The sequence below is a fragment of the Streptomyces sp. NRRL S-340 genome (assembly GCF_000720185.1).
GTDB lineage: Bacteria > Actinomycetota > Actinomycetes > Streptomycetales > Streptomycetaceae > Streptomyces.
Window position 1 is genome coordinate 51,601 of the sequence record NZ_JOIY01000031.1, and the last position, 16,413, is coordinate 68,013.

Sequence of the window (16,413 nt, forward strand, 5' to 3'; positions counted from 1 at the left end):
TTACTCCTCGTCCTCGAGCCAGCCCATGGTCCGCTCGACGGCCTTGAGCCAGTTCTTGTACTCACGGTCGCGGGTGTCCGCGTCCATGCGGGGGGTCCACTCGGCGGCCCGGCGCCAGTTCTGGCGCAGGTCGTCGGTGGAGGCCCAGAAGCCGACGGCGAGACCGGCGGCGTAGGCGGCGCCGAGGCAGGTGGTCTCGGCGACCATCGGGCGCACCACGGGGGCGTCCAGGAAGTCCGAGAGCGTCTGCATCAGCAGGTTGTTGGAGGTCATGCCACCGTCGACCTTCAGCGCCGTCAGCTCGACGCCGGAGTCCTTGGTCATGGCGTCCGCGATCTCCCGCGTCTGCCAGGCCGTGGCCTCCAGGACGGCGCGTGCGAGGTGCGCCTTGGTGACGTACCGGGTGAGGCCGGCGATCACGCCGCGGGCGTCGGAGCGCCAGTACGGGGCGAACAGACCGGAGAAGGCCGGTACGAAGTACGCCCCTCCATTGTCCTCCACCGAGAGCGCCAGCGTCTCGATCTCGGCGGCCGTGGAGATCAGGCCCATCTGGTCGCGCATCCACTGCACCAGGGAGCCGGTGACGGCGATCGAGCCCTCCAGGGCGTAGACCGGCTTCTGGTCGCCGATCTGGTAGCCGACCGTGGTCAGCAGGCCGCTGTAGGAGTTGATGATCTTGTCACCGGTGTTCATCACCATGAAGGTGCCGGTGCCGTACGTCGACTTGGTCTCGCCCTCGGCGAAGCAGGTCTGGCCGAACAGGGCCGCCTGCTGGTCGCCGAGCGCGGAGGCGACCGGGATGCCGCCGAGCAGGTCGCCCAGCCGGCCGCCCTTGATCTCGCCGTAGACCTCGGCGGAGGAGCGGATCACGGGCAGGATCCGGGTCGGCACGCCGATGGACTCGGCGATCCGCTCGTCCCACTCCATGGTGTGCAGGTTCATCAGGAGGGTGCGGGAGGCGTTGGTGACGTCGGTGACGTGCTGTCCGCCCTCGACACCGCCGGTCAGGTTCCAGATGACCCAGGTGTCCATGGTGCCGAAGAGGATGTCGCCCGCCTCGGCGCGCTCGCGCAGGCCCTCGACGTTGTCGAGCAGCCAGCGGGCCTTGGGACCGGCGAAGTAGGAGGCCAGCGGCAGGCCGGTCTCGCGGCGGAAGCGGTCCTGGCCGACGTTGCGGCCCAGCTCGCGGCAGAGGGCGTCGGTGCGGGTGTCCTGCCAGACGATGGCGTTGTGGACGGGCTCACCGGTGTTCTTGTCCCACAGCACGGTGGTCTCGCGCTGGTTGGTGATGCCGATGGCCTTGATGTCGTCGCGGGTGATGCCGGCCTTCTCGATGGCGCCGGCGACGACCTCCTGGACGTTGGTCCAGATCTCGGCGGCGTCGTGCTCGACCCAGCCGGGCTTGGGGAAGATCTGCTCGTGTTCCTTCTGGTCGACGGAGACGATCCGGCCGTCCCGGTCGAAGACGATGCAGCGGGAGGAGGTCGTGCCCTGGTCGATGGCGGCGATGAACGGTCCGGCGGTGTGGGCGTCGGTCACTGTCTGCTCCTGGGGTCCGTGGTCAGTGGGGCTGCGCGTACGGCGCGCGGTGCGGCTCGGCGCTCGCCGCGGGCAGCGGCGAGCGCGCCGGTCGTCAGGCGAAGGCGACGTTGTAGACGCCCGCGGCGATGGCCGCGCCGATCAGCGGGCCGACCACCGGGATCCACGCGTAGCCCCAGTCCGAGCCGCCCTTGTTGGGCAGCGGGAGCAGGGCGTGCACGATGCGGGGACCGAGGTCACGGACCGGGTTGATCGCGTAGCCCGTGGGGCCGCCGAGCGAGAGGCCGATGGAGACGACCACGAAGCCGGTGATGAGGGCGCCGATGACGCCGAGGCCGTTGCCCTTGTCGTTCAGGCCCTGCGTGAGGATCGCGATGATCAGCACGAACGTGCCGATGATCTCCGTGATGAGGTTCTGCACCACGTTGCGGATCTCCGGACCGGTGGAGAAGACACCGAGCACGGGGCCGGCGCCCTTCTCCTGCGCCTCGACCGCCTTGGCGCCGGTGGCCTGGGCGCCGGGTCCGCCGACGATCTCCTTGTCGGTCAGGTGCGCCTGGAACTGGCCGTAGTAGGCGCCCCAGACGAGCACCGCACCGATCATGGCGCCGAGCAGCTGGCCGGCGAGGTAGGTCGGCACGTTCGTCCACGCGCCGTCCTTGATGGCGATGGCGAGCGTCACGGCGGGGTTGAGGTGGGCACCGGAGAGCGGGCCCGATATGTACGCGGCCGTCATGACCGCGAAGCCCCACCCGAAGGCGATGGCGAGCCAGCCGGCGTTGCGGGCCTTGGAGGCCTTCAGGGTGACGGCGGCGCAGACGCCGCCGCCGAGCAGGATGAGTATGGCGGTACCGATGGTCTCGCCGATGAAGATGTCGGAGCTGGACACCCGCGACTCCTTTGTCCTTCGTCCAGGGGTGGCTGAACCCCGGGTCCCTCCGGGGGTCTGGTGCCCTCGGGGTGAGAGCGATGCCGGCCCTTGGCGCTGTCACACTCTAACGCGTTTTTCCGCAAGGTGTTCGACAATGCCGACCGATGGACGCGAGTCTCACCTCGTCATCACATGGGCGTCAAGAGTTCTGTTGCGCAAAGCACGATCGTTACTGAACGTCCCACCCGGCACGGCGCGGAACACCCTGCTCCGCACGCGCGTGCGAAGGCGGCGCGGCCGCGTGGAACGGGGCGTGCGGGTGCGAAGGGCCGGCACGCGCGTGCGTGCCGGCCCGGTGGGTCGCGTGGCCCCGGAGGGGCGGGGAGCGCGGGAAGGCGCCGTACGGTGTCTCAGAACCGCCCGGCGCCCAGGTCCCGGGAGACCGCGCGGGCGCAGTCGCGCACCGCGGCTATCAGCTCCTGGCGCAGCTCGCCCTCCCGGCACAGCCGCTCCACGGCGCCGGTGATGCCGACCGCGCCGACCGGCATCCGCCGCCGGTCGTGGATGGGGGCGGCGATGGACGCCACGCCCTCCCAGGTCTCCTCCACGTCGGCCGCCCAGCCCCGCGCGCGCGTGAGGTCGAGGAGCTGTTCGAAGCCCTCGGCGGCGCACACCGTCCGGTCCGTGAACGCCTTGCGCTCGCTCTCCAGCGCCTCGCTGTGCGCGACCGGGTCGTACGCCGACAGGACCTTGCCCAGGGCCGTGGAGTGCAGCGGCTGCATGGCGCCGATCTCCAGCACCTGCCGGCTGTCGTCGGGCCGGAAGACGTGGTGCACGATGAGGACGCCCTGCTGGTGCAGCACGCCCAGGTGGACGCTCTCCCCGCTGGAGCGGGCCAGGTCGTCGGCCCAGACCAGGGCCCGCGCCCGCAGTTCGTGCACGTCGAGATAGGTGGTGCCCAGGCGCAGCAGTTCCGCGCCGAGCTGGTAGCGGCCCGAGGCGTCGTCCTGCTCCACGAACCCCTCCTGCTGGAGGGTGCGGAGTATGCCGTGGGCGGTGCCCTTGGCGAGGCCCAGCGACGAGGCGATGTCCGACAGGCCGAGCCGTCGCTCGCCGCCCGCGAGCAGCCGCAGCATCGCGGCCGCCCGTTCGAGCGACTGGATGTTCCGTGCCATCGCCGTGCTGCCCTCCGTCCCCTTCGACCGCCGGCGTGCGACTCACTGCCACCGTTCGGCAATGCCGAACACTACCGGTCGATGTCGACTCTCCGCTAATGGCCGGTCCGCACCTGTTACGCAACCGGCCACCTCGCCCGGTCACGGTGACACGCCCGTCCGGCTGTCGTCCGGGTGGTGGACGCCCCTGACCTCCCCGCGCCGGTCCCGGCTACTCTTGCGGCGTGCGCCCTCCTCGGGAAGCCCCGGGCCCATCGCCCGCGACTGCCGGGGAAGACGCAAAGCCGACAGCCGTCGCACCTCCAGGGAGCCCCTTCATGGCCTCGTTGCCGCCGACCCCTTCCGCCGACAGCCGGACCCGTGTGTCCGCCCTCCGCGAGGCGCTCGCCACCCGTGTGGTGGTCGCCGACGGAGCGATGGGCACCATGCTCCAGGCCCAGGAGCCCTCGCTGGACGACTTCCAGCAGCTGGAGGGCTGCAACGAGGTCCTGAACGTCACCCGCCCGGACATCGTCCGCTCGGTCCACTCGGCGTACTTCGACGCCGGGGTCGACTGCGTGGAGACCAACACGTTCGGCGCCAACCTGACCGCCCTCGGCGAGTACGACATCCCCGAGCGGGTCGCCGAGCTGTCCGAGGCGGGCGCCCGCATCGCCCGCGAGACGGCGGACGACTTCGCCGCCCGCGACGGCCGGCAGCGCTGGGTCCTCGGTTCCATGGGACCGGGCACCAAGCTGCCCACCCTCGGCCACACCACGTTCACCGCCATCCGCGACGCCTACCAGCAGAGCGCCGAAGGGCTGCTCGCGGGCGGCGCCGACGCGCTGCTCGTGGAGACCACGCAGGACCTGCTGCAGACCAAGGCCTCCGTGATCGCCGCCCGCCGCGCCATGGAGAGGGCCGGCCACGACGTCCCGCTCATCGTGTCCGTGACCGTCGAGACGACCGGCACCATGCTGCTGGGCTCGGAGATCGGCGCGGCGCTGACCGCGCTGGAGCCGCTCGGCATCGACATGATCGGCCTGAACTGCGCGACCGGTCCGGCCGAGATGAGCGAGCACCTGCGCTATCTCTCCCGCCACGCGCGCGTCCCCCTGTCCTGCATGCCGAACGCCGGCCTGCCCGTCCTGACGAAGGACGGCGCGCACTACCCGCTGACCGCGCCCGAGCTGGCCAACGCGCAGGAGCACTTCGTGCGCGACTACGGCCTGTCCCTCGTCGGCGGCTGCTGCGGCACCACCCCCGAGCACCTGCGGCAGGTCGTCGAGCGGGTGCGCGGCCTGACCCCGCCCCCGCGCGACCCGCGCCCCGAACCGGGTGCCGCCTCCCTGTACCAGACGGTGCCTTTCCGGCAGGACACGTCGTACCTGGCCATCGGTGAGCGCACCAATGCCAACGGGTCCAAGAAGTTCCGCGAGGCGATGCTGGAGGGCCGCTGGGACGACTGCGTGGAGATGGCCCGCGAGCAGATCCGCGAGGGCGCGCACATGCTCGACCTGTGCGTGGACTACGTCGGCCGGGACGGCGTGGCCGACATGGCGGAGCTGGCCGGCCGTTTCGCGACCGCCTCCACCCTGCCGATCGTGCTGGACTCCACCGAGGTGGACGTCCTGGAGGCCGGGCTGGAGAAGCTGGGCGGCCGCGCGGTGATCAACTCGGTGAACTACGAGGACGGCGCCGGCCCCGGCTCGCGGTTCGCCCGGGTCGCCGAGCTGGCCCGGGAGCACGGCGCCGCGCTCGTCGCGCTGACCATCGACGAGCAGGGCCAGGCACGTACGCCGGAGAAGAAGGTGGAGATCGCCGAACGGCTGATCGATGACCTCACCGGCAACTGGGGCATCCGCGAGGAGGACATCCTCGTGGACTGCCTGACCTTCACCGTCTGCACCGGCCAGGAGGAGTCCCGCAAGGACGGTGTGGCCACCATCGAGGGCATCCGGGAGCTGAAGCGCCGCCGTCCCAAGGTGCAGACCACCCTCGGCCTGTCCAACATCTCCTTCGGGCTGAACCCGGCCGCGCGGATCCTGCTGAACTCCGTCTTCCTGGACGAGTGCGTCAAGGCGGGCCTGGACTCGGCGATCGTGCACGCCTCCAAGATCCTGCCGATCGCCCGGTTCGACGAGGAGCAGGTCACCACCGCCCTCGACCTGATCTACGACCGGCGCCGCGAGGGCTACGACCCGCTGCAGAAGCTCATGCAGCTGTTCGAGGGCGCCACCGCGAAGTCCCTGAAGGCGGGCAAGGCCGAGGAACTGGCCGCGCTCCCGCTGGACGAGCGCCTCAAGCGGCGGATCATCGACGGCGAGAAGAACGGCCTCGAAGCCGACCTCGACGAGGCCCTGGAGTCCCGCAAGGCACTCGACATCGTCAACGACACCCTGCTGGACGGCATGAAGGTGGTGGGCGAACTGTTCGGCTCCGGCCAGATGCAGCTGCCCTTCGTCCTGCAGTCCGCCGAGGTCATGAAGGTCGCGGTGGCTCACCTGGAGCCGCACATGGAGAAGACCGACGAGGCCGGCAAGGGCACCATCGTGCTCGCCACCGTGCGCGGCGACGTCCACGACATCGGCAAGAACCTCGTCGACATCATCCTGTCCAACAACGGCTACAACGTCGTCAACCTCGGCATCAAGCAGCCCGTCTCGGCCATCCTGGAAGCCGCCGACGAGCACAGGGCCGACGTCATCGGCATGTCCGGGCTCCTGGTCAAGTCCACGGTGATCATGAAGGAGAACCTGGAGGAGCTGAACGCCCGCGGCCTCGCCGCCACCTACCCGGTCATCCTCGGCGGCGCCGCACTGACCCGCGCCTACGTCGAACAGGACCTGCACGACATCTACCACGGCGAGGTCCGCTACGCCCGCGACGCCTTCGAGGGGCTGCGTCTGATGGACGCCCTGATCGGCGTCAAGCGGGGCGTGCCCGGGGCCGTGCTGCCCGAGCTGCGGCAGCGCCGGGTGCGGGCCGCCACCGTCGAGGTCGAGGAACGCCCGCAGGAGGGTCACGTCCGCTCCGACGTGGCCACCGACAACCCGGTGCCCGAGCCGCCGTTCTGGGGCACCCGGGTCAGCAAGGGCATCCAGCTCAAGGAGTACGCGTCCTGGCTGGACGAGGACGCCCTGTTCAAGGGCCAGTGGGGTCTGAGGCAGGCCCGCACCGGCGACGGGCCCACCTACGAGGAGCTGGTGGAGCGCGAGGGCAGGCCCCGGCTGCGCGGCCTGCTCGACCGGCTCCAGACGGAGAACCTTCTGGAGGCGGCCGTCGTGCACGGCTACTTCCCGTGCGTCTCCAAGGACGACGACCTGATCGTCCTGGACGAGCAGGGCAACGAACGCACCCGGTTCACCTTCCCGCGCCAGCGCCGCGGCCGCCGGCTGTGCCTGGCCGACTTCTTCCGCCCCGAGGAGTCCGGGCAGACCGACGTGGTCGGCTTCCAGGTGGTCACCGTCGGCTCGCGGATCGGCGAGGAGACCGCCCGCCTGTTCGCCTCCGACTCCTACCGCGACTACCTGGAGCTGCACGGCCTGTCCGTGCAGCTGGCCGAGGCGCTGGCCGAGTACTGGCACGCCCGGGTCCGCTCCGAACTGGGCTTCGCCGGCGAGGACCCGGACGCCATGGAGGACATGTTCGCCCTGAAGTACCGGGGCGCCCGCTTCTCCCTGGGCTACGGGGCCTGCCCCGACCTGGAGGACCGCGCCAAGATCGCGGATCTCCTGCGGCCCGAGCGGATCGGGGTGCACCTCTCCGAGGAGTTCCAGCTGCACCCGGAACAGTCCACCGACGCCATCGTGATCCACCACCCCGAGGCGAAGTACTTCAACGCCCGCTGAGACGTCCCGCGCGTGTCCGTCTCCCCGGAGAGTGCCGGGGAGGCGGACACGGATGTGCCGAACGAGGCGTTCGTCCCGTTCACGACGTACACTGGTCGGTCCACTGCAGGCCGGTTCCCGCGCGGGAGCCGGCCTGATCGTCCCTCAAGGAGGTACGCCGGATGACCAGTACGGTCCCCGCGCTCGGCACCGCGACGGCCGAAGGCTCAGCCCTGCAGGCCGTGCTCCTCGACATGGACGGCACCCTGGTGGACACCGAGGGCTTCTGGTGGGACGTGGAGGTCGAGGTCTTCGCCGCCCTGGGACACACCCTCGACGAGGCCTGGAGACATGTCGTCGTCGGCGGCCCCATGACCCGCAGCGCCGGTTTCCTCATCGAGGCCACCGGCGCCGCCATCACCCTCGCCGAGCTGTCGGTGCTGCTCAACGAGGGCTTCGAGGACCGTATCGACCGCGCCCTGCCGCTGATGCCGGGCGCCGCACGGCTGCTGGCCGAACTCTCCGCGCACGAGATCCCCACCGCCCTGGTCTCCGCCTCCCACCGGCGCATCATCGACCGCGTCCTGGCCTCGCTCGGCCCCCACCATTTCGCCCTCTCGGTCGCCGGTGACGAGGTGGCGCGCACCAAGCCCCACCCCGACCCCTATCTGCTGGCGGCCTCCCGGCTGGGCGCGGACCCGGCGCGCTGCGCGGTCGTCGAGGACACCGCCACCGGGGTCGCGGCGGCGGAGGCGGCCGGCTGCCGGGTCATCGCCGTGCCCTCCATCGCCCCCATCGCCCCGGCACCCCGGCGCACCGTCGTCTCCTCGCTCGAAGAGGTCGACCTGCCGTTCCTGCAGTCGCTGATGACCTACCCGGCCCCGCCGAGCGCGGGGTAGCGGGGCGGGCGCCGGGCGGGAGCCGGGGAGAATTGCCCCGGTCCGTGATGCCGTACGGGATAATCCCGCTGACGGCCGTGCGAATGAATTCGAATCCTGCCGGATGGCTGAATTCCGGTACCCGCCACACGAGTTGGCAATGTGACGTTCGCCACAGAATTCAATGTCGACAGAGAGACATGGACATACAGCTCGCCCCCGGTCCGGGGTGAGCCGGGCGCCTTTGTGTCCTGATTGATGAAACGCTGCACGAATCCTTCCACTGGCGCGTTTTCGGACCGTCCGCGCCCGGTTCCACTGCGTGATGGCGGCCCGGCTCCCACGGCAGTGAGCCGCCCGACGGGTGCGGACTAGTCTCATCGCGAGAACATCGTCCTTACCCCGTGATCGGCCGCACCACCCCCCTGCATGCCGGGTACACGGACATGACAGCTCTGGAGAAACTCGAGCATGAACCGCAAGACTTTGGTGTTGCCGGCCCTGGTCGGCCTGCTCGCGCCGGCGCTCGCCGCATGCGGCGGTTCCGACAGCGGGAGCAAGAGCGGCGACGCCATCGTCGTCGGCACCACGGACCGGTTCACCGCCACCAAGCTGGCCCCCGCTCCGCTGGACCCGGCGTACGCCTACGACATCGGCCCCTGGAACCTGCTGCGCCAGACCGTGCAGACGCTGATGATCACGCCCAAGGGCGAGGGACAGCCGGTCCCCGAGGCCGCCGAGAAGTGCGGCTTCACCGACAGCGGCAACGAGCGCTACGCCTGCACGCTGCGCGAGGGCCTCAAGTTCGCCAACGGCGACCCCGTCACCGCCGCCGACGTGAAGTTCTCCATCGACCGCGCCCGCACCATCAAGGCGGACACCGGCGTCTTCGCCCTGCTGTCCACCGTCGACACGGTGGAGACCCAGGGCGACCGCGAGGTCATCTTCCACCTCAACACCGCCGACGCCACCTTCCCGTTCAAGCTGTCGACGCCGGTCGCGGGCATCGTCAATCCCAAGGACTACGACAAGAACAAGCTGCGCGCCGGCTTCAGCGTCGACGGATCCGGCCCGTACACCATGAAGGCCGACGTCAAGAACAACGAACTCGTCGACGCCGTCTTCACCAAGAACCCCCATTACCAGGGGACGTTGAAGGTCAACAACGACAAGGTGGAGGTGCGGACCTTCCCCGACGCCGACGCCATGGGCGCCGCCATCGACAAGGGTGACATCGACGTCATGACCCGCGCGATGTCGCCGGAGCAGATCCGCAAGCTCTCCAACTCCTCCGGCGACGGCAAGGTCGACCTGGTCGAGATGCCCGGTCTGGAAATCCGCTACCTGGCCTTCAACACCGACGCCCCGAGCGTGAAGAACAAGGCCGTACGGCGGGCGATCGCCCAGGTCGTCAACCGCAGCGACCTCGTCGCGAAGGTCTACGGAACCCAGGCCGAGGCGCTGTACTCGATGGTCCCGGCGACCATCACCGGCCACTCCAACTCGTTCTTCAACAAGTACGGCGACCCCAGCGTCAGCGCGGCCAAGTCGCTGCTGAACAAGGCCGGCGTCACGACGCCGGTCAAGTTCACGATGCACTACACGACCGACCACTACGGCCCGGCCACCAAGAAGGAGTTCGAGGTGCTCCAGCAGCAGCTCAACTCCAGCGGCCTGTTCGACGTCAGCATCCAGGGCACCCCGTGGAAGGTCTTCCACCCGACGATGCAGAAGCGTCAGTACGACGTCTTCGGCATGGGCTGGTTCCCCGACTTCCCGGACGCGGACAGCTTCATCGCGCCGTTCCTCGACGCCGACAACACGCTGAACACGCCGTACGTCAGCAACGACATCCGCAAGAACCTGCTCCCCGAGTCCCGCCGCCAGGCCGACCGGCTCACCGCCTCCTCCAGCCTGACCGGCATCCAGGACATCGTCGCCAAGGACGTCCCGCTGCTGCCGCTGTGGCAGGGCAAGCAGTACGTCGCCGCCCGCGACGACATCACGGGCGCCGCCTACGTCATCAACTCCTCCGCCACGCTGCAGCTGTGGGAGCTGGGACGCGGCGTCAGCAGCTGACCCCCCGGCCAGGCCGCTCGGCCGCACCGAAGCAGACACGAGGAAGGCGCCCCTCTCCGGAAGTCCGGAGAGGGGCGCCTTCCTCATGGGCACGCGGTCGCCGGCACCGGCGGCCGGCTGTCACCGGCGGCCCGCCGCGGCCGGTTCCGGCGGTCGGCTGCCGTCGGCACTCCGGCGTCGCCGGCGCCGCGCCGTCACTGCGCGCCGGGCCGCACCAGACCGCTCTCGTAGGCGTACACCGCCGCCTGCACGCGGTCGCGCAGACCCAGCTTGGTCAGCACATGCCCCACGTGCGTCTTGACCGTCGTCTCGCTGACGAACAGATCCGCGGCGATCTCCGCGTTCGACAGTCCGCGCGCCACCAGCTTCAGCACCTCCACCTCACGCTCGGTGAGGGTGTGCAGCGTGTCCGGGACCGGCTCGTCACCGGAGGGCAGATGCGTGGCGTACTTGTCCAGCAGCCTGCGCGTGATGCTCGGCGCCAGCATCGCCTCACCGGCCGCCACCACGCGGATCGCCTGCACCAGCTCGTTGGCCGGGGCGTCCTTCAGCAGGAAGCCGCTCGCGCCCGCGCGCAGCGCCTCCACCACGTACTCGTCGAGATCGAAGGTGGTCAGCACCAGAACCTTCGCCGGGCCGTCGCGCTCCGGACCGGTGATCTGCCGAGTGGCCTCCACCCCGTCCATCCGCGGCATGCGAATGTCCATCAGCACCACGTCGGGCTGCAGGGCACGCACCTGGTCCAGGGCCTGCAGACCGTCTCCGGCCTCGCCCACGACCGCGATGTCCTGCTCCGCCTCCAGGATCATCCGGAACCCGGTGCGCAGCAGTGGCTGGTCGTCGACCAGTAGGACGCGGATGGCCACGTAAGTCTCCTTCGCTGGGACCCTAGTCCCGGCCCATTGTGCCCTGTACCTGCACGGGTACCGGCGGCTCGGTCCGGGCCACGGGCAGCGGGTACGGCGGGGGAGTGCCCCCGAACTCCGGGCAGTGCGCCCGGTGGTCGCACCAGCCGCACAGCTTCGTGGGCCGCGGCCGCCAGTCACCCGTCTCCGTGGCCAGCCGGATCGCCTCCCACAGCGCCAGCAGCTTGCGCTCCATCCGCTCAAGATCCGCCATGACCGGGTCGTACGTCAGCACGTCGCCGCTGCCCAGGTACACCAGCTGCAGCCGCCGGGGCACCACCCGCTTCAGCCGCCACACCACCAGGGCGTAGAACTTCATCTGGAACAGCGCGCCCTCGGCGTACTCGGGCCGGGGCGCCTTGCCCGTCTTGTAGTCGACGATGCGCACCTCACCGGTGGGCGCCACGTCCACCCGGTCGATGATGCCGCGCAGTCTGAGCCCGGACTCCAGCTCCGCCTCGACGAACAGCTCCCGCTCGGCCGGCTCCAGCCGTGTCGGGTCCTCCAGCGTGAACCAGCGCTCCACCAGCCGCTCCGCCTCCGTCAGCCAGCGCGCCAGCCGGGCGCCGTCCGCGTCGTCGGCGAACAGCTCCACCAGCTCCGGGCGCGACTGGCGCAGCCGGTCCCACTGCCCCGGGATCAGGGCCTTGGCACGGGGCGCGGTCCGCTCGCCCGCCGGGGCGTCGAAGAGCCGCTCCAGCACGGCGTGCACCAGCGTGCCCCGGGTGGCGGCCTCGCTCGGCTTCTCCGGCAGCCGGTCGATCACCCGGAAGCGGTACAGCAACGGGCACTGCATGAAGTCCCCGGCGCGCGACGGCGACAACGAGGAGGGCGGCGCGGCGGCCCGCACGGTGACGGCCGCGGCCTCGGCCGAGCCCCCGGCCGAACCCTCCGTGACGGCCGGGGCGGCCGGCGCGGCGGCGCTCACCGCGACGACGGGGGCCGCCGGCCCGACCGGGGCCTCCGCCGCCGGCTCCGGGACCGCCGCCGCGCCCCGGGCGGCCGGTCCCTCGGTGCCCTCCGCGCCGTCCGCCGCTCCGTCCTGCGTGCTCGTCGTCTCCATGCACAGAACCCTACGGCCCGCCACTGACAGTGACTCCCTCCTGCCCCGGTGAAGTGCACCGCAGCGGGTACGACACTGGGGTGCCGGGCGGAACCGTTCGCCACGGCCGCATACCATCGACCCGAGACCTTCCGGCCACCAGGCCGGGAGGCGGCGCTTCGAACGAGGGGACACCGTGGACGTGAGCGGCGGGAGCGGGCAGCCGCGTTCCGGCAACGACGAGCCGACCGAGCCCGCCACGGGCCCCGCGGCCCCGGCGCCCCACGACAGCACCGCCCGCCCGCTGAACCCCCCGCGGCCTCCCGCCGCGCACCAGGCCCCGGACCCGCGGGACCCGGACCACGACACCGCTCCCGGGCGCGGCGACGGCACCCAGCCCCCCGCCCCCCACCCCCCCCCCCACGGCCCCGCCCCCGACACCCACCCCGACCGCGCCCTGGCGGCATCCGGCCACGGACACGGTCAGCCGCCCCCGCCCCCGCCCCCGCCCCGGCGGCCCCGCGGCCCCGGCGGCGGACTGCTCATGGGCCGCCCCTTCGGCGTGCCCGTGTACGTCGCACCCAGCTGGTTCCTGGTCGCCGCCCTGATCACCTGGGTCTTCGGCGGCCAGCTCGACCGCGTCCTGCCCGAGCTGGGGGCCGCCCGCTACCTGGTCTCCCTCTTCTTCGCGGTCGCCTTCTACGGCTCCGTACTCGTCCACGAGCTGGCCCACACCGTGGCGGCCCTGCGCTTCAAGCTCCCGGTGCGCCGCATCCAGCTCCAGTTCCTGGGCGGGGTCTCCGAGATCGAGAAGGAGGCCGAGACCCCCGGCCGCGAGTTCGTCCTCGCCTTCGTCGGGCCGCTGCTCTCCCTGGTCCTGTCCGGCGTCTTCTACCTCGCCCTCCAGCCCGTCGAGCGCGGCACGGTCCCCGGGGTCCTGCTGGCCTCCCTGATGATCTCCAACCTCATCGTCGCCGCGTTCAACCTGCTGCCCGGCCTGCCCCTGGACGGCGGCCGCATGCTGCGCGCCGTCGTCTGGAAGATCACCGGCCGCCCCATGAGCGGCACCGTCGCCGCGGCCTGGGTCGGCCGCGCCCTCGCCGTCTCCGTCCTCATCGGCCTGCCGCTGCTCAGCCAGTCCGGGGCGCTCGGCACCACCGCCGAGGACAGCGCCGGCATGGGCACCGTCACCGACGCCCTGCTCGCCGCGATCGTCGCCGCGATCATCTGGACCGGCGCCGGCAACAGCCTGCGCATGGCCCGGCTGCGCGAACACCTCCCCGAACTGCGCGCCCGCACCCTCACCCGCCGCGCCGTCCCGGTGGAGACCACCACCTCCCTGGCCGAGGCCCTGCGCCGGGCCAACGCGGCCGGGGCGCGTGCCCTGGTGGTCGTCGACGGCCACGGCGAGCCCCTCTCCCTGGTGCGCGAGTCCGCCATCGCGGGCGTGCCCGAACACCGCCGCCCCTGGGTCGCCGCCGGCGCACTCGCCCAGGACCTCACCGAGGGCATGCGGGTCTCCGCCGAGCTGGCCGGGGAGGACCTCCTGGACGTCCTGCGCGCCACCCCCGCCACCGAGTACCTCGTCGTGGAGGACACCGGCGAGATCTACGGCGTGCTGTCCGCCGCCGACGTCGAGCGCGCCTTCGTGAAGGCCATGGCCCGGCCCAGCTGAGCACCGCTTCCCGAAGCGGTGGTCGGCGGCCCTCCCGGGGGCCGGTAGGCTGGTCACATGTCCGAACCGACCGGTGCCGCCCGCCGCCGCGGGCCCTTCAAGGTCGGGGACCAGGTACAGCTGACCGACCCCAAGGGCCGCCACTACACGTTCACGCTCGAGGCCGGGAAGAACTTCCACACCCACAAGGGTTCCTTCCCGCACGACGAACTGATCGGCGCACCCGAGGGCAGCGTTGTCCGCACCACCGGCAACGTGGCCTACCTCGCGCTGCGTCCCCTGCTCCCCGACTACGTCCTGTCCATGCCCCGAGGGGCGGCCGTCGTCTACCCCAAGGACGCGGGACAGATCCTCGCCTTCGCCGACATCTTCCCCGGCGCCCGCGTCGTCGAGGCCGGCGTCGGCTCCGGCTCGCTCAGCAGCTTCCTGCTGCGCGCCATCGGCGACCAGGGCATGCTGCACAGCTACGAGCGCCGCGCCGACTTCGCCGAGATCGCCCAGGCCAACGTCGAGCGCTACTTCGGCGGCCCGCACCCCGCCTGGCAGCTCACCGTCGGCGACCTCCAGGACAACCTGTCCGACACCGACGTCGACCGTGTCATCCTCGACATGCTCGCCCCCTGGGAATGCCTGGAGGCCGTCTCCAAGGCACTCGTCCCCGGCGGCATCCTGTGCTGCTACGTCGCCACCACCACCCAGCTCGCGCGGACCGTCGAGTCCATCCGCGAGATCGGCTGCTTCAACGAGCCGACCGCCTGGGAGACGATGATCCGCAACTGGCACATCGAGGGCCTGGCCGTCCGGCCCGACCACCGCATGATCGGTCACACCGGGTTCCTGCTCACCGCCCGCCGCCTCGCCGACGGCGTCGAGCCGCCCATGCGCCGCCGCCGCCCCGCCAAGGGCGCCTACGGCGAGGACTACGAGGGGCCCAACGCCGACGGAGGCACCGGCCGCTGACCCGGCCCCGCCCCCACCCGCAACGAACAGGCGCCGTGGCGCAGTTCCCCGCGCCGGCCGGGAACTGCGCCACGGCGCTCACACGTTGAGCCCATACCGGAAACACGCGGTCAGCGGCCCGGTCGAGTACCCACCCCACCGTTCCCCCGCACTGTGACGTGTGGCACGATGCTGGCCACCCCACCGGCACAGCCCTCACGGGAGACACTCCTAGTGCAGCACTCCGCCGTCCCGGACCTGGCACACACCCGCACCCGCCCCATCCACTGGGTCGCCACCGCCGCGGCCGTCGCCGGCGTGGTCGCCCTCTCCCCGGCCCTCCAGCCGGGCTCCGCCACCGCCGCCCAGCACACCGGCCCCGGCACCCGGACCCAGAGCGCCCCCCTGACCACCGCGCCCCCCACCACCGGTGTCACCTTCCCGATCCAGTGCGGGCCCCTGAAGGCGGTGGTCGCCAAGAAGGCCGCCGGGGACCTGGACCACGACGGCCGCCCCGAGACCGTCGCCGTCGTGCACTGCGACGCCTCCATGGGCACCCCGCCCGACGCCGTCTACGTCCTCACCCGCGCCGAAGGCACCCCCGCGCCCCGCGTCGTGGCCACCCTCGTCGACCCCAAGGACCGGTACACCGTCACCGACTTCGCCGTACGCGCGGGAGAGGTCAGCGCCACCCTGCTCGGCTACTCCTCGCCCGACGTGCCGAATTGCTGCCCCGACCTCAAGGACAGCGCGAAGTGGCAGTGGGCGAACGGCGCGTTCGTGCGCTCCGGGCCGGACCGGCCCCGCAGCGTCTGAGCGGGCGCCACCCGGCCCGGCACCCGAGCGGGGCGCCCGCCCTGCGGCCACCGGGCCGGCGACCGCCGCCGGTGTGAGGAATCAGACAGCGGCCACGGCACGGAACCGGCCGGCCACCACGCCGGGGAGCCTGACGGCGGCCACGAACGGCGACCGTACCGTCACTCCGCGTCCGGTCCGTACACCTCGACCCGGTCCGAAACCCGGCGCACATGGATGCACTCGCCGGGACACTCCTTCGCCGAGTCCACCACGTCCGTGAGAAGCGGCAGCGGCACGGGCGTTGCCGCCCCCGGGGCCTGGAGCAGCTCGTCCTGCGGGCCCTTCACGTAGGCCAGACCGTCGATGTCCAGCTCGAAGACCTCCGGCGCGTACTGCGCGCAGATGCCGTCACCGGTGCACAGGTCCTGGTCGATCCAGACCTCCAGCTCCTCGCCGCCGTCCGCGGTCCGCTGCTGCACGCTTCTCTCCTGCCGTTTCACGTCGGACCGGGCGGGAATCAGGCCAGCTCCGACGGGTGTTGAACGTCTCGACCCTACCTCCGTCGGCTTTCCAATCTTGTTCGGTGGGTATTCCCCTGGCGTGAGGGAGAGCGCAAGGGTGAAGATCGGACACACCCCGACAGTCTTTGTGATCTAGGGGTTTCAATCGACACCCACCCAGGTAGGGTCTGGAAGCGTCCAGC

Annotated in this window: 12 protein-coding genes; 6 read left to right on the forward strand and 6 right to left on the reverse strand. The window is 71.4% G+C overall.

Translation table 11 applies throughout. The features are described 5' to 3' along the window. From glpK to IG64_RS23695, 3 genes are all read right to left on the reverse strand, one after another. Complete coding sequence (glpK, locus tag IG64_RS23685) at positions 1 to 1,539, reverse strand: glycerol kinase GlpK (protein ID WP_037859580.1); 1,539 nt, start codon at positions 1,537 to 1,539, stop codon at positions 1 to 3. Between the two features lie 94 nt (positions 1,540 to 1,633). After that, positions 1,634 to 2,428 (reverse strand): MIP/aquaporin family protein, encoded by a 795-nt coding sequence (locus IG64_RS23690; protein WP_037859581.1) that lies wholly within the window; start codon positions 2,426 to 2,428, stop codon positions 1,634 to 1,636. Positions 2,429 to 2,820: 392 nt separating this feature from the next. Continuing rightward, entirely contained in the window at positions 2,821 to 3,585 is a 765-nt protein-coding gene (locus tag IG64_RS23695) for an IclR family transcriptional regulator (RefSeq protein ID WP_037859583.1), read from the reverse strand. A 317-nt stretch (positions 3,586 to 3,902) separates the two neighbouring features. Between IG64_RS23695 and metH the strand changes: the two genes are divergently transcribed. The 3 genes from metH (at position 3,903) to IG64_RS23710 (ending at position 10,351) form a co-directional block, all read left to right on the forward strand. After that, on the forward strand, positions 3,903 to 7,415 hold the full coding sequence (gene metH, locus IG64_RS23700; RefSeq protein ID WP_037859586.1) for a methionine synthase: 3,513 nt from the start codon (positions 3,903 to 3,905) through the stop codon (positions 7,413 to 7,415). A gap of 161 nt (positions 7,416 to 7,576) precedes the next feature. Further along, entirely contained in the window at positions 7,577 to 8,293 is a 717-nt protein-coding gene (locus tag IG64_RS23705) for an HAD family hydrolase (protein WP_037859589.1), read from the forward strand. 450 nt (positions 8,294 to 8,743) lie between these two features. Then, the gene (locus tag IG64_RS23710; protein WP_037859591.1) at positions 8,744 to 10,351 is read left to right on the forward strand and encodes an ABC transporter substrate-binding protein; all 1,608 of its coding nucleotides are present in this window, start codon (positions 8,744 to 8,746) and stop codon (positions 10,349 to 10,351) included. Between the two features lie 194 nt (positions 10,352 to 10,545). On the opposite strand, the gene IG64_RS23715 is transcribed toward IG64_RS23710, so the two are convergent. Further along, on the reverse strand, positions 10,546 to 11,217 hold the full coding sequence (locus IG64_RS23715) for a response regulator (RefSeq protein ID WP_004990257.1): 672 nt from the start codon (positions 11,215 to 11,217) through the stop codon (positions 10,546 to 10,548). 22 nt (positions 11,218 to 11,239) lie between these two features. Continuing rightward, a complete protein-coding gene (locus IG64_RS23720) occupies positions 11,240 to 12,319 on the reverse strand; it encodes a RecB family exonuclease (protein ID WP_107474335.1) in 1,080 nt (359 codons plus the stop codon). 175 nt (positions 12,320 to 12,494) lie between these two features. Between IG64_RS23720 and IG64_RS23725 the strand changes: the two genes are divergently transcribed. The 3 genes from IG64_RS23725 (at position 12,495) to IG64_RS23735 (ending at position 15,728) form a co-directional block, all read left to right on the forward strand. Beyond that, entirely contained in the window at positions 12,495 to 13,973 is a 1,479-nt protein-coding gene (locus IG64_RS23725) for a site-2 protease family protein (RefSeq protein ID WP_037859595.1), read from the forward strand. A gap of 57 nt (positions 13,974 to 14,030) precedes the next feature. Then, complete coding sequence (locus IG64_RS23730) at positions 14,031 to 14,933, forward strand: tRNA (adenine-N1)-methyltransferase (RefSeq protein WP_030179604.1); 903 nt, start codon at positions 14,031 to 14,033, stop codon at positions 14,931 to 14,933. Positions 14,934 to 15,146: 213 nt separating this feature from the next. Then, on the forward strand, positions 15,147 to 15,728 hold the full coding sequence (locus IG64_RS23735; protein ID WP_037859596.1) for a hypothetical protein: 582 nt from the start codon (positions 15,147 to 15,149) through the stop codon (positions 15,726 to 15,728). 161 nt (positions 15,729 to 15,889) lie between these two features. Here the strand turns inward: IG64_RS23735 and IG64_RS23740 are convergent, their stop codons facing one another. Beyond that, positions 15,890 to 16,189 (reverse strand): ferredoxin, encoded by a 300-nt coding sequence (locus tag IG64_RS23740; protein WP_107474336.1) that lies wholly within the window; start codon positions 16,187 to 16,189, stop codon positions 15,890 to 15,892. Between the last annotated feature and the right edge of the window lie 224 nt (positions 16,190 to 16,413).

Excerpts from the sequence above, each read along its gene's own strand:
- IG64_RS23695 (WP_037859583.1), bottom strand. The coding sequence starts at position 3,585 with ATGGCACGGAACATCCAGTCGCTCGAACGGGCGGCCGCGATGCTGCGG.
- metH (WP_037859586.1), top strand. The coding sequence starts at position 3,903 with ATGGCCTCGTTGCCGCCGACCCCTTCCGCCGACAGCCGGACCCGTGTG.
- IG64_RS23705 (WP_037859589.1), top strand. The coding sequence starts at position 7,577 with ATGACCAGTACGGTCCCCGCGCTCGGCACCGCGACGGCCGAAGGCTCA.
- IG64_RS23710 (WP_037859591.1), top strand. The coding sequence starts at position 8,744 with ATGAACCGCAAGACTTTGGTGTTGCCGGCCCTGGTCGGCCTGCTCGCG.
- IG64_RS23720 (WP_107474335.1), bottom strand. The coding sequence starts at position 12,319 with ATGGAGACGACGAGCACGCAGGACGGAGCGGCGGACGGCGCGGAGGGC.
- IG64_RS23730 (WP_030179604.1), top strand. The coding sequence starts at position 14,031 with ATGTCCGAACCGACCGGTGCCGCCCGCCGCCGCGGGCCCTTCAAGGTC.